A 26,672-nucleotide genomic window follows, 5' to 3' on the forward strand; every position below is an offset into this window, starting at 1 on the left:
AGGAACATAAGGCAACAAAAATAAGACAGTTCTGCCGCGCTGTGTGGCCCTTTCCCTAGCGCATTTCAAAATTTCGACAATGCGGTTGCCTCAGCGAATCCTCTTTCCTATGCCGCACTGCGAAATGGGTTTAATTTCCGGCAATTGCCGGACCGGCGGCAATTCGGGGCCTGATGATGAACGTGCAGCGCGGGAATATCTTGCAACGAAAGGGTATCGTGCTTGCCGGAGGTTCGGGCACGCGCCTCTATCCGCTGACCAAGGGCGTTTCCAAGCAATTGGTGCCCGTTTACGACAAGCCGATGATCTATTACCCGCTGGCCGTGCTGATGCTGGCGGGCATCCGCGAAATCCTGATCATCACCACGCCGGAAGACAAGCCGCAGTTCCAGCGCCTGCTGGGCGACGGGTCGGCATGGGGTCTGTCGCTTGAATATGCGGTGCAGCCCAGCCCCGACGGGCTGGCGCAGGCGTTCCATATCGGCGCCGATTTCGTAAAGGGCCATCCCAGCGCGCTGGTGCTGGGCGACAATATTTTCTATGGCCACGGCCTTCCCGAACAGCTTGCCGCCGCCGATGCGCGACGCGACGGGGCCAGCGTTTTCGCCTATTGGGTGGCGGACCCGTCGGCCTATGGCGTTGTCGGTTTCGATGGCGAGGGAACGGCCACCAGCCTTGAGGAAAAGCCAGCCAATCCCAAGTCGAACTATGCGGTGACGGGGCTGTATTTCTATGACGACACGGTCGTCGACCGCGCCCGCGATCTACGGCCTTCTCCGCGTGGAGAGCTGGAGATTACCGATCTCAACCGGCTGTATCTGGATGAAGGGTCCCTGTCGGTGGAAATCATGGGCCGCGGCTATGCATGGCTCGACACAGGCACGCACGGATCGCTGCTGGACGCAGGCACCTATGTCCGCATTACCGAGGAGCGGCAGGGCCTGAAAATCTGTTGTCCCGAAGAGATCGCGTGGCGCAAGGGCTTTATCGGCGACGACCAGCTGCGCGCCATTGCCGAGCCGCTCAAGAAATCGGGCTATGGCCATTATCTGCTGCGGCTGCTCGATCATGGTTTGCGGTAAAGGGGCGGCGCGATGAATATCGTCGAAACCCGACTGCCCGGCGTGCTGATTATCGAGCCACGGGTGTTCGGGGACGAACGCGGCTTTTTCATGGAAAGCTGGAACAAGGCCCGCTTTGCCGAGGCAGGGCTGGACATCGACTTTGTGCAGGACAACCATTCGCGGTCCAGCCGCGGCGTTCTGCGCGGCATGCATTTCCAGAACCCCGGCCCGCAGGGCAAGCTGGTGCGGGTCGTGTCGGGCGCGGTGTATGACGTGGCGGTCGATCTGCGCCGGTCTAGCGAGACTTTCGGGCAGTGGGTCGGGGTGGAGCTGAGCGCGGCCAATCACCGCATGTTGTGGGTGCCCGAAGGGTTTGCCCACGGGTTCCTGACCTTGGAGGACGGAACCGACTTCCTCTACAAATGTCGCGGCGCATACGATCCGTCGGCCGAACATTCGCTGGCGTGGGACGATCCCGATGTCGGCATCGAATGGCCGCTGGACGGTATCGAACCGATCGTATCGGCCAAGGACGCGCACGCTGCGCCGCTGGGGCAGGTGGAGGCGTTTGCATGAGAGTCGCGGGCGCGTGAAAATCCTGATCACCGGCGCGAACGGACAATTGGGCAGGGCGCTGGTGGGGACCGCGCCCGATGGTCATGCGCTGGCCGCGCTGACCCGCGCCGATATGGATCTGGCCGACGCGGACAGCATCGCCGCTGCCATGGCGGCACACCGGCCCGATGTGGTCGTCAATGCCGCAGCCTATACCGCCGTCGACAAGGCCGAGAGCGAGCCGGAAATCGCGCAGCGGATCAATGCCGATGCAGTGGGCCTGTTGCGGCGGTGCTGCGCCGAAACCGGTGCGCGACTGGTGCATGTTTCGACCGATTTCGTGTTCGACGGGTCCGCATCGCGCGCCTATTGCGCGTCCGACATGCGCAATCCGTTGTCCGCCTATGGCCGCAGCAAGGCAGCCGGAGAGGATATGGCGGGCCCCGACGCGCTGATTGTGCGCACTGCCTGGGTCTATGCGGCGGGCGGTGCCAGCTTTGTCGCAACCATGCTGCGCCTGATGCGCGAGCGGGAGGAGATCGGGGTCGTCGCAGACCAGATCGGCGCGCCGACATGGGCAAGCTCGCTCGCCCGCACGATCTGGGGGCTGGTGGCAGGCGGTGCCAGCGGTATCCACCATTTCTCCGACGCGGGGGTCGCAAGCTGGTACGATTTCGCGGTTGCCATCGGCGAGGAGGCGGCCGCCATCGGGCTGATCGACCGGACCATCGCCGTCAAGCCGATCACGACCGCCGATTACCCCACGCCCGCCGTGCGCCCCGCTTTCTCGCTGCTCGACAGCCGGGAGACGCGCAAGGCCGCGGGCGTCGATCCCGTTCACTGGCGCCAGAATCTGCGCCTGATGCTGCAAGAGGTGAAAGCGCTTGGCTAACCTGCTCGTTACCGGCGGGGCCGGCTTTATCGGCGGCAATTTCGTGCATTACTGGCGCGCGAAATATCCGGACGACGCCATCGTCGTGCTGGATGCGCTGACCTATGCCGGCAATCGCGAGACGATCGGGGATGTCCGCGATGTCGATCTTGTCGTCGGCAATATCTGCGATACGGGCCTGGTGAACCGGTTGCTGGACGAACGCGGCATCGACACCATCGTCCATTTCGCGGCGGAGAGCCATGTCGACCGATCGATCAGCGCGCCGGACGAATTTATCGAGACCAATGTGATCGGCACGCACAGCCTGTTAAAGGCCGCGCGCGAGCAATGGGTGGAGAAGGGATCGGGTCGTCCGCACCGCTTCCACCACGTTTCGACGGATGAGGTTTACGGCTCGCTCGGCCCCAATGACCCGGCGTTCAGCGAGACGACGCAATATCAGCCGAACTCGCCCTATTCGGCGTCGAAGGCGGGGTCCGATCATCTGGTGCGCGCCTATCACCATACTTTCGGTCTGGAAGTGACGACCAGCAATTGTTCGAACAATTACGGTCCGTATCAGTATCCCGAAAAGCTGATCCCGCTGTTCCTGCTGAACGCTCTTTCGGGCAAGCCGCTGCCGATCTATGGCGACGGCATGAACGTGCGCGACTGGCTGCATGTCGAGGATCACTGCCGCGGGATCGAGGCGGTGCTGAAAAGCGGCACGCCGGGCGAAACCTATAATATCGGCGGCGGGCAGGAGCTTCCCAACCTCACCGTGATCGAGGAAATCTGCCGCGGCGTCGATGCGATCTTCGCTGCCGATCCGGCGCTCGCCCAGCGCTATCCCGATGCGCCCGCGGCCAATGGCCAGCCGACCGACACGCTGAAAACCTTCGTCACCGACCGCAAGGGGCACGACCGCCGCTATGCCATCGATGAGACCAAGGCACGTGAGGAAATCGGCTATGTCCCCAGCCGCGATTTCCCGACCGGCTTTGCAGACACATTGCGCTGGTATCTGGACAATGAGCACTGGTGGAAGGCCATTCTGGCGCGTGGCTGATGGCATAATTTCGGCCGTGAGCACCGGCGCGCGGAAAGGCTGATATGCGGCATCTGGTCCTGACCCGTTTCAACATCGCCAGCCCCGGGCGCGAAGTGGCGATCCGCAATTCGCCGGGCTGGCTGGACCGGCGGTTCGACCTGTTCGAAAAATACTGCCTGCCCAGCATGGCGGGTCAGGCCAATCGAAATTTCGAATGGCTGATCTATTTCGACAGCGGCACGCCCGCATCGTTCCGCGAACGGATAGAGCGTGACCGGAGCATTTGCCCCTTTACTCCGCGATATGTGCCCATGTTTGACGGACAGACGGCGGCACATGACGTGCGGCCCTTATTGGCAAATGGGGTGGGGCCCGTTCTGACGACACGGCTGGACAATGACGATGCCGTCGCGAGTGATTTTATCGATCGCATCCAGCAAGAGGGCGCATCGGCCCCCGCGCTGACGGTGCTGAATTTCACCAATGGTATCGCGATGCGGGACGGCCTGCTCTATCATGCGCAGGATCGCAGCAATCCGTTCACCACGCTGGTCGAACACGACCTTGCCGCTGTCGACACGATCTGGGGCAAGCCCCATCACCAGCTCGGCGATAAATGGACGATCCGGCAAGTGGGTGGCCCGCCGGTCTGGCTTCAGGTTGTGCACGGAGAGAACGTGACCAACCGGATCAAGGGCAGGCTGGTGGCTGAAACGGCGGTGGTAGATTCGTTCCGCCTTGCCGACAGAGTGGCCGTCGTACGGCCCGGCGCACTATCCGTTGCGGTCGATCATGCCGTTCTGGCCCCGTGGAGGCGTCTTCGCGAAGCGGCTTTTCGCGCGATCAAACCGCTGGTGGTAAAGGTCAGGGGCGAATAGGAGCCAAGGTGTGGGCCTAGCCACCCATTTCGCGGATCGGCAGGCCCATGCGGCGTAATCGGCGCAGGACGCGCTGAACCAAAGTCTTGCGCTGGCGCGAGCTATTGGTCTGCACGAATGATCCTTCGGGCACGGCTTCTCCCAGAAATTGGCCCAGCTTTTGCCAGCCATCGCCGCGCTCAAGCTCCATCACGAGCAAATCGCCGGGCCGGTCCCGAAAATACTCGATCACGTCCTTGTTATGCGCGTCATAGACCTCGCGATAGCGCGCCTCGTGCCCGACAGGGGCGGGCGCGTCGTCGCCATAGGTCAGTTGCTGGATGTGATAGGGATTGTCTCCGAAATGGCCGGCGATCGACTTGTACCATTTGTCCGTCTCTCGCAGGGTCAGGATAAAGCGCGAACCGGGAAAAGCCGCATCCAGTTCGCGGAACATCAGGGGCCACGGCATATCTTCGACCGCGTCGTAATCGCGCGCGATGGCCAGCCCCGTTTCGACGAAACCGGCGCGCAAGTCATCCAGCGGTGTGTCGCGTCCGAATACTCCGACAACACGATAACCAAGCTGTTGCAGCGCATCGCGCATCGAAGATGTGCCGGTCTTTTGAAAGCCGATACAAAATACTTTCGTCTTTTTCATGCAAAGGCTTTCCCGGTTCTGGCGGCAAGGGCCAGTTCCTGTTCGATGGCATCGCCCCAGGCTGTCCAGTTCAGAACACTCTCATACCGCTCGCGCGCGGCGCGGCGCATGGCATCGTATCTGCCGCGATCGTTCCACAGTGACAGGATCGCATCGCCAAAGTCGACAGGCGCTGCATCCATTGGCAGCAACAAGCCGGTTCGGCCGTCGTCCACGATGGTCGTAACCCCACCCGTCCGATAGGCGATAGAGGGCACGCCAAATGCCGCCGCTTCGCAATAGACTAGGCCAAAGGCTTCCTCGCGGCTGGGCATGACGAACAGAAAGGCGCTGGCGAACAGATTCAGCAGCTTTTCGCGCTCTGCCGGATCGCTTTTCCGCAAATAGCCGTGGACGGTCACGCCGGGCTGATCCTGCGCCTGTGGCGGAGTGACGCCCACAATATGCAATCGCGCCTGCGGCATGCGTTCGCGCAATGCGGCAAAGGCGGCCAACAGCACGGCTCCGCCCTTGCGTTGCCAATCCACGCCGACCCACAACAGGTCGAGCGCAGGCTTGGCCCGGTCGATCCACGAACGGCCGGGATCCTGTTCCAGATTGGCGCCGATCGGCACGACGCGCACACGACTGGCCGGAATGGAATGGGCGGCCATCGCAGTGTCGGCGGCCCATTGCGACATCAGGGCAAAGCGGTGACTGGCTGGACGGGTGAAATCCCGTTCCAACCGCATGGCACGCTGGCGCGTGGCAGGCGAAAGTGCCCGAAACTTGGCGTAATAATCGACGACTGAACAGAACAGCCCGTCCGATACGAAGACGACAGGCCATCGGTCACTGATCCGGGCCAGCTTATACGCGCCGCCCACTGCCAGAACGGCATCGGGGCGGAACGATTGCAACTGGCCTTCAATGCTTTGGGCATAGCATCTCTGCACCAGCGGGTTGCGGGTGATATCCAGACCCAGCCGCCGGCTTGGTCCGACCAGCCTGCCGGTCAATCCGTCCAGTCGCGGCGTTTCGATGACGGCCAGATCAGGCAAGCGCCGTTGCATTTCCTGTAATGCAAAGAATGGTGTCCCGCTCCAGTTGGAACGGTCGCGGGGATTGCCCATGGAAAGATATGCAACGCGCATCAGCGTGAACTCTCGTCCCGTTGCCAGCCGATTTCACTGCCGCCAATCCTTTTCAATCTGGTCAGGATCCGGCTGCCGACCATGATGCCCAGATAAATCGCAATATCGCCCATAGAGACCTGCCCGCTGGCAAGCAGGCTGCGCATGGTGGTCGATCGCTTCGTATCGGGAGTGGGATATAATCGCTGCAATTGCTCGTTCCCGCGACGCCGCCTTACCGCGACATGCAGCAGCGAGCGAAGGTCGCGCGGCGGAAATACAGTGAACGATATGTCCATGCTATCGCATCGCGCGACCGAACGCCGTTCCGTTGATGCAAAACGCGACCGGACATAGGCATCGTCGGCAATGATGTCGGGAAACGATCCGATACGGTCCACCCCTTCGCGCGAGAGGCCGAATACGCCCGATCCGACAAGATTATCCGTTATATAGGGCTGCTGCTGCCAGACCCGGTAATAGGCCTGCACCCCCGACGACGCGCCCGACAGGTCGAAGCGGATAGCAGGCGCGGCGGCCAGGACTTCGGGCTCTTCTAGTGCCTTGGCAGTGGCCAGCAGATCGCGATGGGTGACCAGCACATCGGCATCGACGAAGAAGCGGGGAAACGCGCTGGCCTGCGCATTTCCAGTGTTGAGCGCAAGCGGTTTCGAACCCCGATCCAGCTCTATAACACGGCAGAGCGGCTCCCTGGCTCGCGCAATCGTGGCCGTGTCATCGCTGCATCCGTTGCAAACCACGATCACCTCTGGCGCATTCGGATCACCGGGTGCGAACTGCCCCAGCAGCCCGTCGAGCAGACGGGCGATGACGCTGCCTTCGTTATGGGCAGGGATGATGACGGAATAGGGAGCCATGGAGCGTGTCAGTCCATGCCTTTAACCACGCGACGGACCTGCGCTGCCGCGCGGCGCAAGCGGCGCATTGCAATGGGGCGTGTGTATCGGCCCGATCGGTAATCCGCGATGAATTTTGCCCGCCATTCGGCATTGCGATCGCCGCCCTGCTGGCGCGTTCTTTCCGCAATGGCGGGGCCGTGATCGGCCAGTGGAACATCCATAAGGGCGGCAATCTGCGATACGGCCTGCGACAGGTCTGTTTTCGCATCTTCGAAATCCAGCGCAATGGCAGGACGGCCGCTGGTCGCAATCAACCTTTGCCAATCGGCATTGTGATCGGTCAATTGTACCAGGCAATCGTGGATGGCCAAGAAATCATATCGCGGTTCGGCGCCATTGCCCTGTTGCCTTGTGATCCACACGCCCGTCTGTCGTGCGATGGCAAAGGATATTGCCTGCCCCATAATGTCGCGCCGCCGCAAATGGACGAAACGCGCGTCCGGCAGCAGGGCCAGCATTGCGGCTATGCCGCCGAAATTGTCGAGATGCTGGCGGTGGACCTTGATCGAAAACACGCCATTCGGGGATGTCCGCCGCGCCTGAAGTCCATTGATGACATCCGGGAGAGGCCGACGGTCCAGCACTTCGCGCCATTTGGCCAGATTCGCCGGATTGGCATATTCGAACGGCGATCCGAACAGTCCGAGCGGTTGGATCGCGTGGCCAAGGAAATGGCTGCCACAACGCGGTGTCGAAGCGATGACGAGCGTTCGCTGCGCGACCGCTTCGGGAAAATCGAAACGGGCATCGAACTGATCGCTGTAGAGTGCCATGTATTCCACTATGCCAAGGATCGGTAAATCGTCATAAGATGCCGATTTCGCAGCTGCAACAACAGTCGGTTCGATAAAGCGATTTTTGCTCGCACAGCTTGCTGCACTGCACGATTTTGCGATACCAAGGAACGCGGGAGCATGTTTCCGTCAGCTCCTGTTGCCTTGCCGCCTGCTTCTGCCACGCCCTTACCGCGAGATTTCGAGTGAACCTTAAGCGCAAGGCAGTCTCTGGCGTCGCGTGGTCATCGGTCGCGAATATCGGCGAACGCGCGGGTGTGTTCCTGATCATGCTGTTGTTGCTGCGGCTGGTCAGCGTACAGGAATTCGGTACGGCGACCACTGCGATCATGATTGTGACGGTGCTGTATCCGGTCGCCCGTTTCGGCAGTTTTGAATATCTGATCCAGCATCCCGATCCCGACGATGCGCATCAATCGGCAGGTTTTGTCGCAACGCTTGCGTTCAGCATCCTTGCCTCGCTTGGCCTGTTCGCTGCTTCCTGGCCGCTGGCTCTGTTGTTCGACGATCCGGCATTGCAACCGGCCGTTGCGATGCTCAGCCCGATCTTTGTGCTTCGCGGCCTTGGGACTGTCCACGAAGCCATGCTGACCAAGGCATTCGGGTTCCGTGCCTTGGCCATTCGCCGTTTGTCCGGTGTGGCAGCGGGCGGTCTGGTCGCGATCGTAATGGCAAGTTACGGTTATGGCGTGATGGCGCTGATTGCCCAGCAACTGGTCAATCACGGGGTTTCCACGCTGTTGATGACGATCAGCCATCGATGGAGAGCTGACCTGTCTCGACTTGGCGAACTTGTCCCGCAAGTCTGGAAAATGGGCGCCCGTTATACCGTGTCGCAATTGTTCAGTTCGATGAACCTGTCAGGCTTCGGGCTGGTGATCGGGCTGTTCCTCGGCACAGCCGAAGCGGGGTTGTTCCGCCTCGCCTTTTCGGCGGTCGATCTATGCGTGCAACTGACGGTGATGCCCTTTGCCAGGGTGTCGGTTCCGATCTTCGCGCAGTTCCGCAGCGAAGTCGGGCGGCTGGGCGAGGCCTATCTCAAGGCATTGCAAGCGACCAGCCTGATGACCTTTATCGTCTTTGCGCTCATGGGTGTGCTGGGTCGTGAAATCGGGACGCTGATCTATGGCACCCGGTTTGCCGAGGCCGGGCCACTGGTGTCGGTATTATGTCTTTCGGTTTTCGCCAATACGTCAAACCGGCTGATCGCAAGCCTGCTTGGGGCCATCGGGCAGCCCGGCGAGCTGATCAGGATCTCTGCGGTGCAAGCAGTGGCCAGCTTGTTGTTCGCATGGCTTGCCGCGCCCTATGGACTGATCGTGGTGGCGGCGGCACATGTCGCGCGCAGTGCGATCACGACGCCGCTGGCCTATCATTTTCTGCGCAAACACGCCGGAGTGGCGCCGTCCGATGTCGCCCGCGTATTCGTCATACCGGTGGCCGCAGCAATCGTGGGCGTATTGCCGGTCGTTGCTTTCAGCCTGTTGCCCTTGTTCGAACAATTGCCGGTTTTCGTCCGCGTGGGGATCGGCGCGTCGCTGGGCGGTGTGACCTATCTCGTCTTTGTGGTGCTGGCGCAGCCCGCCCTGCTGCGCGGGACGCTGACCGCCGTCTCTCCGGCACTGGCCCGACGGGTCATGCAGATGCCGGTTCTGGGCGCAATGTTGCGTCGCGGCGCTGAAGCATAGGCGCACATCATTCTATTGGGCGGAGTGCTGATCGTTGGACCTTCTCTATTTCAAGATCGCCAGTGGAAATTTCGGTGACGATCTCAACGACTGGCTTTGGGACGGCTTGATCCCCGGCTGGCGCGATTGGGCGCCCGAAACGGTTCTGGTCGGCCTTGGCACAGTGCTGAAACAGGGCTTTGTGCCTGACGACCGGCGCAAGCTGGTTTTGGGATCGGGTTATGGCTATGGCGCGGCACCCAAGGTGAGAACGGCGGTGCAAAATTAGACCACGGTAGCGGCGGCGAAGTGCTGCTGCGGGCGGCGTAAAAGTCGTCCACTTTTTCCCTTTTCGCGATGCTGGCGAGGAGGGATGAGGGATTTACACCGTGGAACTTTACCTGAAGGTTCGTCTTGCCTGCGCGGGCGGCATGAGCGCCCGGGCGGCAGCGAAGCATTTCAACATATCGCGCGACACGGTCCGCAAGATGCTGTCGTATTCCGAGCCGCCCGGTTACCGTCGCAGCGCCCCGGTGCGGCGACCGAAGCTGGAAGCGTTCATACCGATCATCGACGGCTGGCTGGATGGGGACCGGTCGGTCCCGCGCAAGCAGCGCCATACGGCGAAGCGTGTGTTCGATCGCCTTCGCGAAGAGCATGGCTTCACCGGAGGCTACACGATCATCAAGGATTACATCCGGGATCGGGATCAGCGCAGCCGGGAGATGTTCGTGCCGCTGGCACACGCACCCGGCCATGGGCAGGCAGATTTTGGAGAAGCTCTGGTCGAGATCGGCGGGGTGGAGCAGAAGGCGCACTTCTTCGTGCTCGATCTGCCGCACAGCGACGCCTGCTACGTACGCGCCTATCCGGCTGCCGTTGCCGAGGCCTGGATGGACGGCCATGTCCACGCCTTTGCGTTCTTCGGCGCGGTGCCGCTGTCGATCGTCTACGACAACGACCGCTGCCTGGTCTCGAAGATCCTGCCTGACGGGACGCGGCTGCGCGCGAGGCTGTTCAGCGCCTTCCTGTCGCACTACCTGATCCGTGATCGTTACGGCCGCCCCGGCAAGGGTAACGATAAGGGCGGCGTTGAAGGCCTTGTCGGCTATTGCCGGCGCAACTTCATGGTGCCGATCCCCCGGTTCCCGACATGGGAGGCGTTCAACCTGTGGCTCGAGGAGCAATGCCGCAAACGGCAGAACGACCGGCTGCGGGGCGAGAGTGAGACGATTGGCGAGAGGCTGCGGCGCGATCTGGCGGCGATGCAGGAACTGCCGGCTTCCCCCTTCGAGGCCTGTGACCAGACCAGCGGCCAGGTCTCATCGCAGGCGCTGGTGCGTTACCGGACCAACGATTACTCGGTGCCGGTGCGCTTCGGCCACCAGGAGGTGTGGATCAGGGGCTATGTCGACGAGGTGGTGATCGGTTGCCGGGGCGAGATCATTGCCCGCCATGTGCGCAGCTACGAGCGCGAGGATGTGATCTTCGATCCGATCCATTACCTTCCCCTGATCGAACAGAAGATCAATGCCCTCGATCAGGCCGCACCATTGCAGGGCTGGGACCTGCCCGAGGTATTTACAACGCTGCGCCGGCTGATGGAGACGCGCATGGGCAAGCATGGCCGGCGCGAATATGTGCAGGTACTGCGCCTGCTGGAGAGCTTCGCTCTGGCCGATCTGCATGGCGCGGTGAAGCAGGCCCTTGATATGGGCGCGATCGGCTTCGATGCGGTGAAGCATCTCCTGTTATGCCGGGTGGAGCGCCGCCCGCCCCGACTGGACATGGCGATCTATCCCTACCTGCCCAGGGCCAGAGTGGAGACAACATCGGCGCGCTCGTACATGCGGCTGTTGACCGGCGGAGCAGCGGCATGAGCAGCCAAGCTCCCGAACTGCTGCTCGCCAGCCACCTCAAGACGCTCAAGCTGCCAACCTTCCTGCGCGAGCATGACAAGCTGGCCCGGCAATGCGCAGCAGAGGGCGTAGATCATGTCCGCTACCTTGCTCGGCTTGTCGAACTGGAACTGATCGACCGGGAACGCCGGATGGTCGAGCGCCGGATCAAGGCCGCGCGGTTCCCGGCCGCCAAGAGCCTCGACAGCTTCGACTTTGCCGCCATTCCGAAGCTCAACAAGATGCAGGTGCTCGAACTGGCGCGTTGTGACTGGATTACCCGTCGCGAGAACGTCATCGCCCTTGGCCCGTCGGGGACCGGCAAGACCCATGTCGCGATCGGTCTTGGCCTGGCGGCCTGCCAGAAGGGCCTGACGGTCGGGTTCATCACTGCTTCCGCGCTGGTCAGCGAGATGATGGAGGCACGCGACGAACGCCGCCTACTGCGCTTACACAAGCAGATGACCGGCTATAAGCTTCTCATCATCGATGAGCTGGGGTTCGTGCCCCTCTCCAAAACCGGCGCGGAACTGCTGTTCGAGCTGATCTCACAGCGCTACGAACGCGGCTCGACGCTGATCACCAGCAACCTGCCGTTCGACGAATGGACCGAGACGTTCGGTTCCGAGCGCCTGACAGGCGCGCTCCTCGACCGGCTCACCCACCACGTCAGCATCCTCGAGATGAACGGCGAGAGCTATCGCCTGGCCCAGAGCCAGGCACGCAAAGCACGTCCCAACCCCTGACAGAAACGGCAATCCGGGTGTTGGCGACCCCCGCTCGGGCTACGCCCTCCCGGCGCTCGCCAACACCCGGATCAAGTGGCCTGGTTTTGCTCCGCCCAATGGACGACTTTTACGCCGCCGTTGACAGACCAGCAGGTAAAGCGGGGCCAGTGCCGCAATCGCCAATCCGGAAACCGAGAAATCGATCATCCGCTTGATCGCCCGGTTGCGCAGCGACAGTGGCCGCGCCGCGACGATCATCGACGTAAAATCGCGATGCTGGCGCAGGCCGATAGCGCCCAGTTCGTGGCCGACTTCGGTGACCACCTCGCCATCGACACCGGCGGCGCGCAGAAAAAACGCCCAGCGCTTGCGCTTTTCCATGGGGCAACTGACGATAACCCTGTCCATGTTTTCAACATAGCGGCCCAGCCTGTCGAGCGTGCGGGGATCGTCAAACCCGACGTCGAGCATATCGGCCCCAACACTCACCTGATAGGACGAGGGCTCTGATATTATCGGGCCGCCATCGTCGATGACCAGCACGTTCTGCGCGCCCGGGCCCCAGTTGCGGCGGACATATCGTACCATGGCGATCCTGACGATCGACATCAGAACGATCGAAAGGGCGGTGCCCACGGTAAAGGCAATGCGGGAGAAATCTTCGGAGATTTTCGCGTAGAATGTGACGAATAGCAGCAGTCCGGTCGCCAGCATCATGGCAGAAATCACGCGCGAGACGGCAAAACCGGCATGGGTGAGTGCCTGCGCCGAATAGGTGCGATTGAAGAGGGCAAGCACTGCAAACATAGGCATCAGCAGCATTGCCTGGCGCATGGCCGAAGGCAGCAGGAAATTATCCTGGCGGAGGAAGCCGGAAATCATGAACGAGACCATGATAATCGCAAGATCGCAGAGCGCCACCAGCACATAGCTTTGCAGCCGCAGCCGTTCGAGGGACGGGGCAAGGGGCCGGATTGCGATCTCGCGCTGGGGCGAGATGTTCGCATATGTGTTCATCGCACTGGCATCTCCGGCGGGCGCTCTGCAATCGAAGCGTGTGATACTGGCCAGATTACCGGCAGCAACTTCACACATGGTCCGATTGAATTTACCATGTAGAGAGTATCAAACGACCTTTAGCGTCAAACTTCCAGTGTCTTAACCGCCTTGCACACAGATTGTGATGTCGCAGTGGCGCGAAACCGCGCTGATACGATGGTAAACGTTGTGACACTATGTAACTGGCCGGACAGACCGGCATGCTGCGCGGCGTAGACCATTTTGCGGTTCTTGTTGCAATGCAATATCGCCTTTTGCGTCATGGCTGTCCGGGCCTGCTTGCGCGGCTGGTCTGCGGTTCTGCGCATATCTGGCGCATGCCGGTGGCAATCCTTGCCAATAATGGTGTGCTGTTTTCCGAAAGCGCGCAAAAGGGCGCGCATTTCATCGAACTGGCCTGCCAGCGCCGCATTCCGCTGCTGTTCCTGCATAACATTTCCGGCGTCATGGTCGGCGGCAGTTTCGGCGCGGGCAATTGCGGCATGTGCGGCCGGACCTATTCCCCGCGTTTCATGTTCACATGGCCCAATGCGCGGATCAGCGTGATGGGCGGCGAACAGGCCGCCAGCGTGCTGGCCATCGCCCACCGCCCACCGTCGACTGCGACGCCGCGAAATGGAGCGAGGAGGATGCAGAGGCGTTCAAGGCCCCGATCCGCCAGAAATACGAGGACGAGGGCAATCCATACTATGCCATCGCGCGGCTGCGGGATGACGGGGTGATCGATCCGGCGCAAACGCGCGACGTGCTGTGCCTTGCGCTTTCGGCTACGCTCGAAGAACCCATAGCCGAACGCGCCCCGTTCGGCATCTTCAGGATGTGACGATCATGACCCTTGCTCTTATCGCTTCCGCCGCGCTGGTCCTGTCTGCCAATGCCGCCGTCCCGCCTCCCGCCGAAGGTGACGACCGAACGGCCATCCTTGCCACCGTCAATGCGCTGTTCGACCGGTTGGGCACCGCAGATGCCGAAGAATTCCGCGAAGTGATCGCGCCCGAAGGCATGATCTTCATCCATAACCGGATGGAGCCCGATGCCCCAAAGCTGCTGATCCGGTCCAATGCCATCATGACCGACCGCGAAGGGCCGGACGAGCATAAGCTGACTGAGCGGATGGGCATTCCCACTGTATTGCAGCATGGCGATATGGCGCATGTCTGGGCACCCTATGCGTTCTGGATCGATGGCGAGAAATCGCATTGCGGCATGGAATCGATCTCTTTGTCGCGTAGCGAGGGGGTGTGGCGCGTGACCAATATGACCTACTCGGTCGAACCCGTCGCCCAATGCGCCGCACTGGGCGCGCCGGAGAATTCCGAATGATTGCCAGGCTTCTTGTCGCCAACAGGGGCGAGATTGCCTGACGCATCATCCGCACAAAACGCGCCATGGGCGTGGCGACGGTTGCGGTCTATTCCGGTGCCGATGCCAAGGCGCTGCATGTGCGCATGGCGGACGAGGCGGTGCATATCGGCCCGTCGCCCGCTGCCGAAAGCGACCCGCGTCGACGCCGTCCGCGCCGCCAAGGCGGTGGACTATGAAGGCGCGGGCACCATCGAATTCATCGCCGACGCATACAAAGGGCTGCGCGCCGACCGCATCTTTTTTATGGAAATGAACACCAGCCTTCAGGTCGAGCATCCGGTGACCGGGGCCGTCACAGGCGCCGATCTAGCCGGATACAAAATTCCGGTTTGAAACCGGCGTTGAAAAAGGGGAAACCATATCTCCCCATGACGACCCAATGATCGCCAAACTGGCGGCGCACGCACATGATCGATCCATGGCACGGACCGATCTCGCCCATCTGGCTGCGCTGATCCAGATTTATCCCTTTCGATCAACTTCGCGGGTGAAACGCGGACAAGCGACAAGGCGGAACTCGACCAGAATTCGGTTATTTTTTATGGGGCGATTGGCGATGACCTGATTGTTTTTGATGAAGGGCGCTATTTCCAATTCTCGTGAGCATCGCGCGGCACCGGTCACCACTCCGCCGCAGACGGCGCCATCCTTGCCCCCATGCCGGGCAAGGTCATCGCATTGGACGTGGCCGAAGGGGACAGCGTCACCGAAGGTCAGCGCCTGATGGTGCTGGAAGCCATGAAGATGGAGCACGCGCTGACCGCGCCTTTCGCGGGCACGGTGCGCGATCTGGCGGCCAGTGTCGGCGGGCAGGTCGAGGTGGAGGCGATGCTCGCGCAGATCGAGGCCGAGGAAGGCGAGTAACCGGGGCGGGTTGAACCGGCCCGCCATTTCCGGCATCCGCCCGCGCCATGTCGGAACTTCTTACGCTTTTCCACGAACAGCCGCTTTGGGCGCAATCGGCCATCGGCCTTGTGCTGCTGGCGCTGGCGGCGCTGGTCGTCAATTTCCTGCTGAAGAAGGTGCTGCTGCGCGCGGCGGCGCCATTCCTCGACACGCGCAGCCTGACGGCGGATCGCGCGGCGGCGCGGCTGGCCAATGTCGCGCCGACCATGGTGGTGGGCAATGGCATCAATCTGGTGCCCAACCTGCCCGACGAGGCGGTGATCGTCGTCCACAATGTCTGCAATGCGCTGATCGTGGTGTTCATCGCCTTCGCCATCAGCGGGGCGCTGAACTATGTGAACGAACTCTACGCGCGCAGGCCCGAGGCGAAGAACCGCCCGATCAAGGGCTATGTGCAGGTGGTCAAGATCGCCGTCTATTGCGGCGCGGCGATTCTGGCCATTGCGACGCTGATGGACCGGTCGCCGCTGCTACTGCTGTCCGGTCTTGGCGCGATGGCGGCGGTGCTGCTGCTGGTGTTCAAGGACACGATCCTGTCGCTGGTCGCATCGGTGCAGATCGCGTCGAACGACATGCTGCGCGTGGGCGACTGGATCGAGATGCCGTCGATGAGCGCGGATGGCGATGTGATCGATATCGCGCTGCACACGGTCAAGGTGCAGAATTTCGACAAGACGATCACCACGATCCCCACGCACAAGCTGATTACCGACAGCTATCGCAACTGGCGCGGCATGACCGAGGCGGGCGGTCGCCGCATCAAGCGCGCGATCCATATCGACCAGAGCGCGATCCGCTTCATGTCGGACGAAGAGGCCGACGGGCTCCGCCGGTTCCACATTCTTGGCCCCTATCTGGCGGCGAAAGAGGCCGAGCTGGGCGAATGGAACGCGAAAAATGCCGGTGAAACGCATTCAGGCGATAGCCCCGTCAACGCGCGCCGCCTGACCAATATGGGCACGTTTCGCGCCTATGTGGTCGCCTATTTGCAGAAACACCCGCATGTGCGCGCGGATATGACGATCATGGTCCGGCAATTACCGCCCGCGCCAGAGGGTCTGCCGCTGGAAATCTATTGCTTTACCGACACGACCGCATGGGGCGAGTATGAGGCGATCCAGTCGGATATTTTCGACCATCTGATCGCGATCCTGCCCGAATTCGGCCTGCACCTCTATCAGCAGCCCAGCGGCATGGACATGCGCGCGGGTCTGGCAGGGGCGTCGGCCAAGGCATGACCGGCGCGGGCCTGATGCCCGCGCCGGTCGGCACCCTGATTACCAGTCATAGGCCTTGGGCAGATCGCTGCGATCGAGGTCGCGATAGCGGTTGCGCAATGCGCTTTGATGGTTGTCGAGCGGTTGTTCCACCCCGTCGATCCACACGCGTTCGGGGGCAGAGGACAGTTCCAGCGGATCGCCGTCCCATACCACCACATCGCCATGTGCGCCGGGGGCGAGCACGCCTGCCTGTCCTTCCATCCCCGCGATCCTGGCGGGGACCGAGGTGATGGCGGCGAATGCTTCGCCCCATGTCAGGCCGGTCGCGCCGGGCACTTTTTGCAGGCCCACAAGATTACCCGCATATTGCGGGGCCTGACGCGGTTGGAAATCGTCGGAGAACGGGCCGATGGCGACGGTCACGCCCGCGTCCTTCATCCGGCCGATATTGCTTTGCGTCGCGGCCAGCTCCTCGAACGCGACGGGCAGATCGTCCAGCGCAAAGGCGATGACGGGAACGCCCGCCGCCGCGATGTCCTGTGCAGCCAGCCAGCCTTCGTGCGCGCCCACCAGCACAAGGTCGAGCTTGGGAAACTCACCCTTCAGCGCCAGCACCGAACGAATGTCGGCTGCGCGATCGACCTGCACGTAGAGCGGCTGTGTCCCGTTCACCACCGGCACCAGGGCGGCAGCGTCGAAACGGGTGAGCAGCGCATCGGACCCGCGATCGGCATTGCTTTCCACCATGCGCGGGTCTTTGGCCGAAGATGCGCCTGAACGCGCGCCATATTCCTTCGCCTCGCGCAGGGCATTGCGCAGCAGCGCATGGGCCGCCGTGCGGCTGCCGCCCGCAAGCCGCGCGCCGGTTTCGTCGAGGTTGATGAACTGGAACGCCCGCGCCTTTGTCACCGCATTGGCATCGGACCCCAGATCGATGATTGCGCCCTGGCCCGAGAAAATCGTATTGCCCGCCGTGCCGATCACGCTGGCGCGGGTGACCCCGCCCATGCGGCTGACAAGGATATGTTGCGACTGGGGATTGATCGCGACCGACATGTCGAGCGCGGCGGAAAACGGCGAGCCGTCCGCCTCGCGGTCGTTGCTTTCGCTGACGGCGGCAACGTCCCACAGGCCCAGATCGGTGACGGCGGCGAACAGGCCGGGGGTGACCCATTTGCCGGTGCCGTCCACGACCGGAACGCCGGCCGGCACGGCAACGCCCGCGCCTGCCGCCACGACCTTGCCGCCGCGCACGACGACGGTGGCGTTTTCGACCGGCTCGCTGCCGTCGCCGGTCGCAACGGTCGCGCCGGTGATGGCCATGTCCTGCGCCGCGGCGGGGGCGGCGATGGCGGCGCAAAGCGCCAATGCGCTGATCAGCCTTTTCATTTCACATCTCCCTCACCGGGCTGGCCCAGTTCGAAATCGCTGACGGGGCGGCGTTTGGGGTCGCTGGAATCGAACATCAGCGCGCCGTCGATCCACACTTTCTCGGGCCGCGAATAGACCGACAGCGGATTGCCGTTCCACAGCACCACATCGGCGTTCTTGCCGGTTTCAAGGCTGCCGGTAACGCCGTCGATGCCCATGGCCTTGGCCGGATTATGCGTGATCCAGCCGATCACCCTGCCGTCGGGAATATCGATGCCCATGCGCCTGCCCGCGGCCTGCGCCTTGGCAGCTTCCTGATTAAGGCGCTGGATACCGTCCTGATCGTCGGAGTGGATGACGACGCAAGCGCCCGCGTTCTCGATCAGAGCGGCATTTTCGAGGATGCCGTCATAGGCCTCCATCTTGAAGCCCCACCAATCGGCCCAGACGGCCGAGCAAATGTCGTTCTCGCGCAGCAGGTCCGCGATTTTATAGCTTTCGACCGCATGGTGGAAGGTCGATACCTTATAGCCGAATTCCCTGGCCATATCGATCACCAGCGCCATCTCGTCCGCGCGGTAACAATGGTTGTGAACCTGGATCTCGCCGTCGAGCACGGCCTTTAGCGTTTCCTTGGCCAGATCGCGGTCGCTGCCGTCGTAATCCTGCGCGTCGATCCACGTCTGCCGGTTCACCGCGAAATTGCCCATGCGGGTCGAAGGCGCCTGCCCCCTGCCGCCATAAACGCGCTTGGGGTTTTCGCCGCAAGCCATTTTCAGCCCATAGGGCGCATCGGGAAATTTCATCCCCTGCACGGTCAGCGCGGGCACGTTCTTCAGCGTGACCGAACGCCCGCCCATCAGATTCGCCGAACCGGGCAGGATTTGCAGCGCGGTCACGCCGCCATTGGCCAGTGCGCGCGAAAAGCCGGGATCCTGCGGCCATACCGAATGTTCGGCCCATACTTCGGGGGTGGTGGGCGACGTCGCCTCGTTCCCGTCGCTGTGCGCGCCGACATCGGGCGAGGGATAGTCGCCAAGATGCGAATGGATGTCGATGATGCCGGGGGTGACGAATTTGCCCGTTCCGTCGATCCGGTCATAACCTGCGGGCACCCCCAGCGATGCATCGCCGATGCCGGTGATCCTGCCGTTTTCGAACAGCACGGTGGCATTCGCGATCTCGCCCCCCTTGCCGTCGAACACGGTCGCACCGGTCAGCGCGGTCGGTCGGCCCGGATAGGGGGTGTATGTCGATGGATAGGGTTGGGACGATACCGGCGCGGGCGACGCCGATTGCGTGCCCGTCCGGTCGGCGGCGCAGGCCGAAAGCGCAATTGCGGCGCAGGCCAGCAGCGCGGCTTTGGTGACGAAACTTCTGGAAGGCAAGATCAGGCTCCCTTTTCCGAAAGGGTGGGGCGGTTCGCACCATTCGCGCGATGCGCAAGATGGTATCAGTTGAACCTATCTCTTGCCTTGGCCGCCGCGGTCAAGGGGCTTTGCCTGCGCCTCGGCCTTACCGCGCTCTCGCTCTTGCCGCTTTACCAGCTGACTACCGGCAGGATCGAAGCATTGTCGTCGGTCCATGGCCGATGGCTGGCGGGCGGCAATTGCGCCCATGACGGACCTTCGGCCTCTATCAGCCGGTTGTATGCATCACGGTCGCGTGTCAGCGCGATCCAAAGCGATGGCGTGGTTCCGGTGGCCAGATCTTCGCTATCCTCGCGCATTGCACCGTGCCAGCGACCCTTTTTAGCCAGTGCGGCCACCATGGGCGCAAGGTCGAGATAGCGGTTGGAAACATGGACCAGCAGCAAACCGTTATCGGCCAGTACATCGCCGTAAATATCGAACGCCTCTTGCGTCAGCAGATGGACGGGGATCGCATCGGACGAAAACGCGTCGATGGCCAAAAGGTAAAGGCTGTCATGCGCCGCACGATCCAGCGCGATACGCGCGTCGCCGATCACGATGCGCGCATCGGGCGTGCAATCGGACAGAAAGCTGAACTCGCCCTCTTCCGAAAAGCGCACGACCTGCCGGTCGATCTCGTAAAAGACCCATTGCTGGGCGGGTTTGCGATAGCAGGCCAGCGTGCCGACCCCCAGTCCGACGATGCCGACCCGCGCATCTTCGGGCGCCTGTTGCAGTGCGATGCCGATGCCCGATGTAGTGCCGTAATAGCTGGTCGGATTGTCCTTTTTCGTGGGGTCGGTGAATTGCTGGCCATGCAGCGTGGTGCCATGGGTCAGGTAACGCAGCGCGCCGCTGGGCGAATTTTCGATGTGATAGGCCCCGAAATAGCTGCGTGCCCGATCTCCGTCGAGGCTGGACCGGATCGTCGACCATCCCTGATGGCCCAGCATCAGCATGACCAGCACCGGCACATAGAGCCAGCGGCGCGACGCGACGAGCAGGCCGATACAGGTGATCAGTACGACAAAGCCCGCCACTTGGACCTTTACGCCATAGATGGCGGCCTGCGAAAGCTCGTACGCAAGCCACGCCGTCAGCAAGAGCGCACCCGCCGCCAGCGCCGCCGAGAGCCAGCCACGCCGCCGCAGTAGCGGTGTGACAATGGGCAGTTCCAGCGGCCGCAGCAGCATGGCCGCCGCGATCAGCAAGATGGCGTGTTCGTAAATCCAGTCGAATACCAATGGCGCGATCAGGGCGCAGAAAATGCCGCCGATCGCCCCGCCCAGTGCCGTCATCAGATAGAACAGCGTCAGATGGCGCGGATCGGGGCGCAGGTCGAACAGCCGCTTGTGCAGGGCCACGGCGACCAGAAACAACAACGCCGCCATCGAGATCGCGATTTTCATGCTGGCCTGTCCGGCGGGCGACACGGCCAGCGCGCCGACGAACAGCAGGGTGATCGGCGCGATGGTCGAAAGATGCCCTGCCAGCGTCCCCTCTTCACTGAACGCGACCGAATAGCTGAGAAGATAGAGCCCCAGCGGAATCACCCACAGCATCGGCGCGGCCATGATATCGGTCGTCAGCAGGGTGGTGGTCGACAGCATCAGGCCCGACGGCACCGCCGCCAGCGCCAGCCACAGCGCCATCAGTTTTGGCGTGGCGGCGGGTGCCTCGCGCTCTTCCTCGTCAGGAGAGACATATTCGGCAAAATCGCTGCTGGCGTGCCAGCGCGACCAGCCCGCGAAGCCGACCATCACGATCAGCGCGACAAATCCCGCGCTCCATAAATGGCTTTGCGTATCCAGCGGCATGGTGGGTTCGAAGATCAGCGGATAGGCGATCAGCCCGCCGAAACTGCCCAGATTGGATGCGCCATAAAGCACATAGGGATCGCCTGCTTCGGGAGAGGCGGCGAACCAGCGCTGCATCAGCGATGCCTGTGACGACAGCATGAAGAACACCGGCCCGATCGACAGCAGGAACAGGGCGGGCACCCATAATGCTTCCCAACCCGGCGCAGCGGGCGGCAGCGGGAATAGCGCGATCGGCAGGGTCAGGGCGGCGGCGACCAGCAGGGCCAGATGTAGCACGATCTGTCGCCGCATCGGTTGGTGCGCAATGGCATGGCTGTACAGATATCCGCCCAGCAACAGCAGTTGGAACACCACCATCGCGCTGTTCCAGACATTGGGCGCGCCGCCCACCACCGGCAGCGCAAATCGCGCAACCATCGGCTGGATCAGGAACAGCAGGAAACTGCCGGTCAGGATCGTGGCGACGAACAGGTTCTGGCGCGCGAAAATGGTGCGCGGCTGTCTGGCAACGGCTTCGGTCAACGGTAAATCGCCCTCATCGCTTCTATGCATAGGGGATCGGCTGGCCCTTGCAATCCGGGATGGGGGGATATTCCCCGCGTTTGAGCAGTTGCAGGAAGGGGCGCGCTTGGCCTAAGGCGCGGCTTGGTATGAATGGCGGCCACAGGCTGCGACAGCAAAGGGCACGACATGTCGGTTTTGAAGGGCAAGCTTGTCACACTGATTGGCGGTAGCGGCTTTTTCGGAACGCATGTGGCGCAGGCCCTGCTGGAACGCGGCGCACGGCTGCGGGTGGCATCGCGCAATCCCAAGGATGCGTTCTCGCTGCGTCCGCTGGCCAATCTGGGCCAGATTCAGTTCGCGCGCTGCGACATCCGCAGCGAGGCTTCGTTGGCGGCGGTGATCGACGGGGCCGATGCGGTGGTCAATCTGGTCGGCGCGTTCGCGGGCGATTTAAATGCGGTAATGGGCGAAGGCGCGGGCGATGTCGCGCGGATCGCGGCGGCCAAGGGTGTGTCGGCACTGGTCCATGTGTCGGCCATCGGCGCCGATGCGGCGTCGGACATCGATTACCAGAAGTACAAGGGCGAGGGCGAACTGCATGTTTTGGCCGCCTTCCCCAAGGCGACCGTGCTGCGCCCGTCGATCCTGTTCGGATCGGACGATCAGTTCCTCAACATGTTCGGCGGGATGATCGCTGCCATGCCGGTGATGCCTGTGTTCGCGCCCGACGCGAAACTGCAGCCCCTGTTCGTCGACGACGCGGCAGAGGCGGTGGTGGCCGCGCTGGAAGATCCGGCGAAACACGGCGGCAAGATTTACGAGATCGCAGGCCCCGAAGTGGTCACCATGCTGGATCTGAACGAACGGATTGCCGCCGCGCAGGGCCGCAATCGCCATTTCGCCGCGCTGCCCGACATGGTCGGATCGGCCATTGCAACGGCTTCGGGTTTCCTGCCCGGCGCGCCGATCAGCGGCGACCAGTACAAGATGCTGGCGCAGGGCAATGTGGCCAGCGACGATATGCCGGGGATCGCAAAGCTGGGCATCCAGCCCCGTCCGCTAAGCCTGTTCCTCGACCGCTGGATGGTCCGCTATCGCAAGCATGGCCGGTTCGGCGACGAACGCGCTGCCTGAGTTCGTGGATCCTAAATTACTGGACCCCGAATTCGTGCACTAGGCGTTGACGTCGGCGTAATGGCGCGGCGGCGGGACGCCATCTACCTTGTCGGATAGCAGCGGTTGAAAGCTGGGCCGGCTTTTCAGCACCGAATACCAGCCGCGCGTGGATTCGTGCCCGCGCCAGTCGATCCCGCCCAGATAATCGACCACCGAAATCTGCGCCGCCGCCGTCAGATCGGCCAGGCTCATCGTCGCGCCCGCCAGCCAGCGGCGGTGGTCGATCAGATAGTCGCAATAATCGAGATGCTGGTCCGCCAGCCGCATGGCATCGCGCAGCGCGCGCGAATCGGGCGCCTGTTTCAGCACCACCCGCTTGGCATAGCGTTCCGTGAGGAGCGGGGCAGTGACATCGCCCCAGAAATTTTCGTCGAACAGCGCGACCAGACGGCGGATTTCGGCCCGGTTGGCGGCAGGCCCGTTGATCATCGGGTTCTTTTCGACCGTCTCTTCCAGATATTCGGCAATTGCGCGGCTGTCGGCAAGGACGGTGTCCTTTTCCTCATGCCGCAAGGCAGGGGTCCGCCCCGCCGGATTGATCAGATAGAATTCGTCGCGCAACGCCCACGGATTTTCGGGCTCCAGCGTATAGGGCACGCCCTTTTCGCTCATCAACAAGCGCAGCTTGCGACTGAACGGGCATAAAGCGAAGTGATGAAGCCGCCACATGGCTGTTGAAAATTCGTCCCTCGATTGCCTTTCGCCGGCGATCCCTGTCCCTCTCGCACCGCCTGCGAATCCACTTTTTCGATAGACTCCTGTCATGGGGCCGCGTCAACAAGGCTTACCAATAATAGTGTGCCTGTTCATAAGGTGTTGCGTGGCTTTGCGGCAGCAGGCGGCGGGGCAGGCGGGCGGTTCTTGCCAAAGGCGCTTGTGCGCAAAGCCGCCATTTGCGATGGCACCGCCCTTATGGCGGACGCACGCATCATCGATATCACTCTGGACGAGGCCACGATCGTGTGGCGCAATCCGGATATCGAGCAGGAACGCCGCGTCGCCATCTTCGACCTGATCGAGGAAAACAGCTTCAAACCGCTGCGGTCGTGGGAGGCAGGGCATCTGGGCCCCTATCGTCTTTCCTTGTCGGTGGTTGACGGCAGGCTGTCGATCGCGGTCAAGGACGAGGAAGACCGTCCGCTGGAAACATTGCTGCTGGGGCTGGCGCGGTTCCGCCGCCCGATCCGCGAATATTTCGCCATTTGCGACAGCTATTACCAGGCGATCCGCAAGGCGACGGCGGGCGAGATCGAGACGATCGACATGGCGCGGCGCGGCATTCACAACCGTTCGACCGAATTGCTGATGGAGCGGCTGGAAGGCAAGGTCGAAACCGATTTCGCCACCGCGCGCCGCCTGTTCACGCTGATCTGCGTGCTGCATATCCGGGGTTGATGGCCGAAATCGTGAAGAAATACAGGCGTATATGGCGTATGGGCGCGGTCGTGCTGGCGGGCGCGTTGCTGACGGGCGCGGGATCGGCATGGTGGCACGCGGCCCATTGGGAACCGTCCGCCAAATCCTATCCGGTGCAGGGCGCATGGCTGGACCAGCGCCACGATGCGCGCACCGTGCTGACCCTTGCCGAAGGGGGCGCGGATGGCGCGCCGCTGGTCCGCTTTCTCTATGCCACGGCCAGCATCGGCGCATCGGGCCGCAACGAGCGCTTTGCCGAAGAGCATGAGCGGGCGGGGCGTTCGGGCCTGCCCGTCGGGGCGGTGCATGTGTTCGACCCTTGCGTCCCTGCCGACCGGCAATCGGCCAATTTCGTCACCCTGGTCCCGCGCGACGGCGATCTGCTGCCGCCCGCGGTGCAGCTGGACGCCACCGGCGAGGATTGCCCGCGCCCCGTCCGCGCGGCCGAGGTGGAGAGCGAGCTGGTTACATTCCTCAACCAGATCGAGGCGCATGCAGGCCGCCGCGCCATTCTGGCCCCCAGCGCCGCGTTCGAGGAAGCCTATGGCTTTGGCGCGCGGTCGCAGCGTCCGCTGTGGCTGGCGCAGGACCGCGCGGAACCGGCCTATGCGGGCGGAAACTGGACGATCTGGACGGCGAACAGCGCGCTCAGCCTGCCGCAACTGGACATGTCGATCGGCTGGCTGGTGATGCGCAGCGATCCCGCCGAAGAGGCAGGCTGAGGCAATATCTTGCACAGTTAGCTGCATGCCAAGGGTTGCCCCCGCGCGGGGCGATTGGGCAGACCGGCGCGCAAATTATTGATCGGAGCAACGATGGCGATTCTCTCGGACCGGTGGATCCGCGAACAGGCACAGGCAAGCGGCATGATCGAACCGTTTGTCGAGGCGCAGCGGCGCGACGGCTGTATTTCTTACGGCCTGTCGTCCTATGGCTATGACGCGCGCGTCGCGGACGAGTTCAAGATCTTCACCAATGTCGACAGCGCGGTCGTGGACCCCAAGGATTTCGCCGCCAACAGCTTTGTCGACCGTCAGACCGATGTCTGCGTGATCCCGCCCAACAGCTTTGCGCTGGCCCGCACGGTCGAATATTTCCGCGTGCCGCGCGACGTGCTGGTCATCTGCCTTGGCAAAAGCACCTATGCGCGCTGCGGCATCATCGTGAATGTCACCCCGCTGGAACCGGGCTGGGAAGGGCATGTCACGCTGGAATTTTCGAACAGCACCCCGCTGCCCGCCAAGATCTATGCGAACGAAGGCGCGTGCCAGTTCCTGTTCCTGAAAGGGAACGAGCCGTGCGAGGTGAGCTATGCCGACCGCACGGGCAAATATATGGGGCAGCGCGGTGTGACGCTGCCCCGTCTTTAAAGCCTAGTCCAGATCGGCGGCAGAGTGACGCTCGGCAATTGCGCCGGGGGTCCGTTCGGGCGACCCATTGACGCGCAGGCCGCGCCGCACGGCGGGGCGCGCATCGATGGCCTTCGCCCAGCGCTGCACGTTTTCATAGCTGGCGACATCAAGGAACTCGGCCGCGTCATACTGGCGACCCAGCGCCAGTTGCCCGTGCCATGCAAAGATCGCGATATCGGCGATCGAATAATCGCCCGCCATGAATTCACGGGTCGCCAGATGCTGGTCCAGCACGTCGAGCTGGCGCTTCACTTCCATCGTATAGCGGTCGATGGGATAGCGGTAACGCTCGGGCGCATAGGCATAGAAATGGCCAAATCCCCCGCCCAGCAGCGGCGCGGTGCCCATCTGCCACATCAGCCATGACAGCATCTCGGCCCGAAGCTCGGGATCGGTGGGCAGGAATGCGCCGAATTTCTCGGCCAGATGCAACAGGATCGCGCCCGATTCGAACACGCGGAACGGTGTGTCGCCGCTGCGGTCTATCAGCGCGGGAATCTTGGAATTGGGGTTCACCGCGACAAAACCGCTGGTGAACTGGTCCTGCTTCATGATCTCGATCTTCCACGCGTCATATTCCGCGCCTGCGTGCCCTGCGGCCAGCAATTCCTCGAACAGGATCGTTACCTTTTGCCCGTTGGGCGTGCCCAGCGAATAGAGCTGGAACGGATGCTCGCCCACCGGCAGATCGCGCTCTTCGCGCGCGCCTGCGGTGGGACGGTTCAGCGCGGCGAATTGTCCGCCGTTCTCGCCTTCCAGTTTCCAGACCTTGGGCGGGGTATAGATGTCGTTCATTGCGGAAGGCTCCTGCGGAAAATCTCATGGGCCGG

At 62.5% G+C, this 26,672-nt stretch carries 29 protein-coding genes and 1 pseudogene; 20 read left to right on the forward strand and 10 right to left on the reverse strand.

The genetic code is table 11. The features are described from left to right. Positions 1 to 173 precede the first annotated feature (173 nt). From rfbA to LOZ77_RS16075, 5 genes are read left to right on the forward strand one after another with little or no spacing between them, the layout of a single operon-like run. Entirely contained in the window at positions 174 to 1,082 is a 909-nt protein-coding gene (gene rfbA / locus LOZ77_RS16055; RefSeq protein ID WP_230279976.1) for a glucose-1-phosphate thymidylyltransferase RfbA, read from the forward strand. A 12-nt stretch (positions 1,083 to 1,094) separates the two neighbouring features. Further along, positions 1,095 to 1,640: a dTDP-4-dehydrorhamnose 3,5-epimerase gene (gene rfbC, locus LOZ77_RS16060; RefSeq protein ID WP_230279977.1), complete on the forward strand. Its 546-nt coding sequence runs from the start codon at positions 1,095 to 1,097 to the stop codon at positions 1,638 to 1,640. Positions 1,641 to 1,653: 13 nt separating this feature from the next. After that, entirely contained in the window at positions 1,654 to 2,511 is an 858-nt protein-coding gene (gene rfbD / locus LOZ77_RS16065) for a dTDP-4-dehydrorhamnose reductase (protein ID WP_230279978.1), read from the forward strand. Continuing rightward, positions 2,504 to 3,562 (forward strand): dTDP-glucose 4,6-dehydratase, encoded by a 1,059-nt coding sequence (gene rfbB, locus LOZ77_RS16070; protein ID WP_230279979.1) that lies wholly within the window; start codon positions 2,504 to 2,506, stop codon positions 3,560 to 3,562. Before rfbD ends, rfbB begins: the two co-directional genes overlap by 8 nt. 44 nt (positions 3,563 to 3,606) lie before the next feature. Further along, positions 3,607 to 4,422, forward strand: coding sequence for a glycosyltransferase (locus LOZ77_RS16075; RefSeq protein ID WP_230279980.1), 816 nt, complete (start codon positions 3,607 to 3,609; stop codon positions 4,420 to 4,422). 16 nt (positions 4,423 to 4,438) lie between these two features. Here the strand turns inward: LOZ77_RS16075 and LOZ77_RS16080 are convergent, their stop codons facing one another. The 4 genes from LOZ77_RS16080 to LOZ77_RS16095 are packed head-to-tail and all read right to left on the reverse strand — an operon-like array spanning position 4,439 to position 7,867. Then, positions 4,439 to 5,062: a sulfotransferase family protein gene (locus LOZ77_RS16080; protein ID WP_230279981.1), complete on the reverse strand. Its 624-nt coding sequence runs from the start codon at positions 5,060 to 5,062 to the stop codon at positions 4,439 to 4,441. Next, entirely contained in the window at positions 5,059 to 6,174 is a 1,116-nt protein-coding gene (locus LOZ77_RS16085) for a glycosyltransferase family 4 protein (RefSeq protein ID WP_230279982.1), read from the reverse strand. The genes LOZ77_RS16080 and LOZ77_RS16085 overlap by 4 nt, the downstream gene beginning before the upstream one ends. Before the next feature lie 20 nt (positions 6,175 to 6,194). Continuing rightward, complete coding sequence (locus LOZ77_RS16090; protein WP_230279983.1) at positions 6,195 to 7,052, reverse strand: glycosyltransferase family 2 protein; 858 nt, start codon at positions 7,050 to 7,052, stop codon at positions 6,195 to 6,197. A gap of 8 nt (positions 7,053 to 7,060) precedes the next feature. Then, positions 7,061 to 7,867 carry a Stf0 family sulfotransferase gene (locus LOZ77_RS16095; protein ID WP_230279984.1) on the reverse strand — a complete coding sequence of 269 codons (807 nt, stop codon included), beginning with the start codon at positions 7,865 to 7,867 and terminating at the stop codon, positions 7,061 to 7,063. 206 nt (positions 7,868 to 8,073) lie between these two features. On the opposite strand from LOZ77_RS16095, the gene LOZ77_RS16100 reads away from it, so the two are divergent. The 4 genes from LOZ77_RS16100 (at position 8,074) to istB (ending at position 12,199) form a co-directional block, all read left to right on the forward strand. Continuing rightward, positions 8,074 to 9,576: an oligosaccharide flippase family protein gene (locus LOZ77_RS16100; protein ID WP_230279985.1), complete on the forward strand. Its 1,503-nt coding sequence runs from the start codon at positions 8,074 to 8,076 to the stop codon at positions 9,574 to 9,576. Between the two features lie 34 nt (positions 9,577 to 9,610). Then, entirely contained in the window at positions 9,611 to 9,844 is a 234-nt protein-coding gene (locus LOZ77_RS16105) for a hypothetical protein (RefSeq protein WP_230279986.1), read from the forward strand. A gap of 100 nt (positions 9,845 to 9,944) precedes the next feature. After that, a complete protein-coding gene (gene istA, locus LOZ77_RS16110; RefSeq protein WP_081261070.1) occupies positions 9,945 to 11,435 on the forward strand; it encodes an IS21 family transposase in 1,491 nt (496 codons plus the stop codon). Continuing rightward, positions 11,432 to 12,199 carry an IS21-like element helper ATPase IstB gene (istB, locus tag LOZ77_RS16115; protein WP_048578302.1) on the forward strand — a complete coding sequence of 256 codons (768 nt, stop codon included), beginning with the start codon at positions 11,432 to 11,434 and terminating at the stop codon, positions 12,197 to 12,199. The genes istA and istB overlap by 4 nt, the downstream gene beginning before the upstream one ends. Positions 12,200 to 12,238: 39 nt before the next feature. Here the strand turns inward: istB and LOZ77_RS16120 are convergent, their stop codons facing one another. Beyond that, positions 12,239 to 13,108, reverse strand: coding sequence for a hypothetical protein (locus LOZ77_RS16120; protein WP_230279987.1), 870 nt, complete (start codon positions 13,106 to 13,108; stop codon positions 12,239 to 12,241). 419 nt (positions 13,109 to 13,527) lie between these two features. Here LOZ77_RS16120 and LOZ77_RS16125 point away from each other — a divergent pair. The 7 genes and pseudogenes from LOZ77_RS16125 to LOZ77_RS16140 form a co-directional block, all read left to right on the forward strand. After that, positions 13,528 to 14,063: pseudogene (locus tag LOZ77_RS16125) on the forward strand (carboxyl transferase domain-containing protein); the annotation flags it as partial. Between the two features lie 5 nt (positions 14,064 to 14,068). Then, positions 14,069 to 14,563 (forward strand): nuclear transport factor 2 family protein, encoded by a 495-nt coding sequence (locus tag LOZ77_RS16130; protein WP_230279988.1) that lies wholly within the window; start codon positions 14,069 to 14,071, stop codon positions 14,561 to 14,563. A 71-nt stretch (positions 14,564 to 14,634) separates the two neighbouring features. After that, the gene (locus LOZ77_RS17975; protein ID WP_370638026.1) at positions 14,635 to 14,781 is read left to right on the forward strand and encodes a biotin carboxylase N-terminal domain-containing protein; all 147 of its coding nucleotides are present in this window, start codon (positions 14,635 to 14,637) and stop codon (positions 14,779 to 14,781) included. After that, entirely contained in the window at positions 14,771 to 14,938 is a 168-nt protein-coding gene (locus LOZ77_RS17980; protein WP_370638027.1) for a hypothetical protein, read from the forward strand. Before LOZ77_RS17975 ends, LOZ77_RS17980 begins: the two co-directional genes overlap by 11 nt. A gap of 25 nt (positions 14,939 to 14,963) precedes the next feature. Then, the gene (locus tag LOZ77_RS17985) at positions 14,964 to 15,170 is read left to right on the forward strand and encodes a hypothetical protein (protein WP_370638088.1); all 207 of its coding nucleotides are present in this window, start codon (positions 14,964 to 14,966) and stop codon (positions 15,168 to 15,170) included. A gap of 92 nt (positions 15,171 to 15,262) precedes the next feature. Then, on the forward strand, positions 15,263 to 15,469 hold the full coding sequence (locus LOZ77_RS17990; protein ID WP_370638028.1) for an acetyl-CoA carboxylase biotin carboxyl carrier protein subunit: 207 nt from the start codon (positions 15,263 to 15,265) through the stop codon (positions 15,467 to 15,469). Between the two features lie 47 nt (positions 15,470 to 15,516). Next, positions 15,517 to 16,749, forward strand: a complete 1,233-nt coding sequence (locus LOZ77_RS16140; protein WP_230279989.1) for a mechanosensitive ion channel family protein — start codon at positions 15,517 to 15,519, stop codon at positions 16,747 to 16,749. Positions 16,750 to 16,788: 39 nt separating this feature from the next. Here the strand turns inward: LOZ77_RS16140 and LOZ77_RS16145 are convergent, their stop codons facing one another. From LOZ77_RS16145 to LOZ77_RS16155, 3 genes are all read right to left on the reverse strand, one after another. After that, on the reverse strand, positions 16,789 to 18,120 hold the full coding sequence (locus tag LOZ77_RS16145; RefSeq protein WP_230279990.1) for an amidohydrolase family protein: 1,332 nt from the start codon (positions 18,118 to 18,120) through the stop codon (positions 16,789 to 16,791). Further along, entirely contained in the window at positions 18,117 to 19,490 is a 1,374-nt protein-coding gene (locus LOZ77_RS16150) for an amidohydrolase (protein WP_230279991.1), read from the reverse strand. Before LOZ77_RS16150 ends, LOZ77_RS16145 begins: the two co-directional genes overlap by 4 nt. Before the next feature lie 152 nt (positions 19,491 to 19,642). Next, the gene (locus LOZ77_RS16155) at positions 19,643 to 21,856 is read right to left on the reverse strand and encodes a spermidine synthase (RefSeq protein ID WP_230279992.1); all 2,214 of its coding nucleotides are present in this window, start codon (positions 21,854 to 21,856) and stop codon (positions 19,643 to 19,645) included. A 168-nt stretch (positions 21,857 to 22,024) separates the two neighbouring features. On the opposite strand from LOZ77_RS16155, the gene LOZ77_RS16160 reads away from it, so the two are divergent. Further along, positions 22,025 to 22,972, forward strand: coding sequence for a complex I NDUFA9 subunit family protein (locus LOZ77_RS16160; RefSeq protein WP_230279993.1), 948 nt, complete (start codon positions 22,025 to 22,027; stop codon positions 22,970 to 22,972). A 39-nt stretch (positions 22,973 to 23,011) separates the two neighbouring features. On the opposite strand, the gene LOZ77_RS16165 is transcribed toward LOZ77_RS16160, so the two are convergent. Next, the gene (locus tag LOZ77_RS16165) at positions 23,012 to 23,683 is read right to left on the reverse strand and encodes a glutathione S-transferase family protein (protein ID WP_230279994.1); all 672 of its coding nucleotides are present in this window, start codon (positions 23,681 to 23,683) and stop codon (positions 23,012 to 23,014) included. A 243-nt stretch (positions 23,684 to 23,926) separates the two neighbouring features. Between LOZ77_RS16165 and LOZ77_RS16170 the strand changes: the two genes are divergently transcribed. The 3 genes from LOZ77_RS16170 (at position 23,927) to dcd (ending at position 25,800) form a co-directional block, all read left to right on the forward strand. After that, positions 23,927 to 24,409, forward strand: coding sequence for a UPF0262 family protein (locus LOZ77_RS16170; RefSeq protein ID WP_230281908.1), 483 nt, complete (start codon positions 23,927 to 23,929; stop codon positions 24,407 to 24,409). After that, positions 24,409 to 25,152 (forward strand): glycoside hydrolase family 25 protein, encoded by a 744-nt coding sequence (locus tag LOZ77_RS16175; protein ID WP_230279995.1) that lies wholly within the window; start codon positions 24,409 to 24,411, stop codon positions 25,150 to 25,152. Before LOZ77_RS16170 ends, LOZ77_RS16175 begins: the two co-directional genes overlap by 1 nt. A 93-nt stretch (positions 25,153 to 25,245) precedes the next feature. After that, a complete protein-coding gene (gene dcd / locus LOZ77_RS16180) occupies positions 25,246 to 25,800 on the forward strand; it encodes a dCTP deaminase (protein ID WP_230279996.1) in 555 nt (184 codons plus the stop codon). A 3-nt stretch (positions 25,801 to 25,803) separates the two neighbouring features. On the opposite strand, the gene yghU is transcribed toward dcd, so the two are convergent. Beyond that, entirely contained in the window at positions 25,804 to 26,637 is an 834-nt protein-coding gene (yghU, locus tag LOZ77_RS16185; protein WP_230279997.1) for a glutathione-dependent disulfide-bond oxidoreductase, read from the reverse strand. Between the last annotated feature and the right edge of the window lie 35 nt (positions 26,638 to 26,672).

It is taken from the genome of Croceicoccus sp. Ery15 (assembly GCF_020985305.1).
Classification (GTDB): domain Bacteria; phylum Pseudomonadota; class Alphaproteobacteria; order Sphingomonadales; family Sphingomonadaceae; genus Croceicoccus.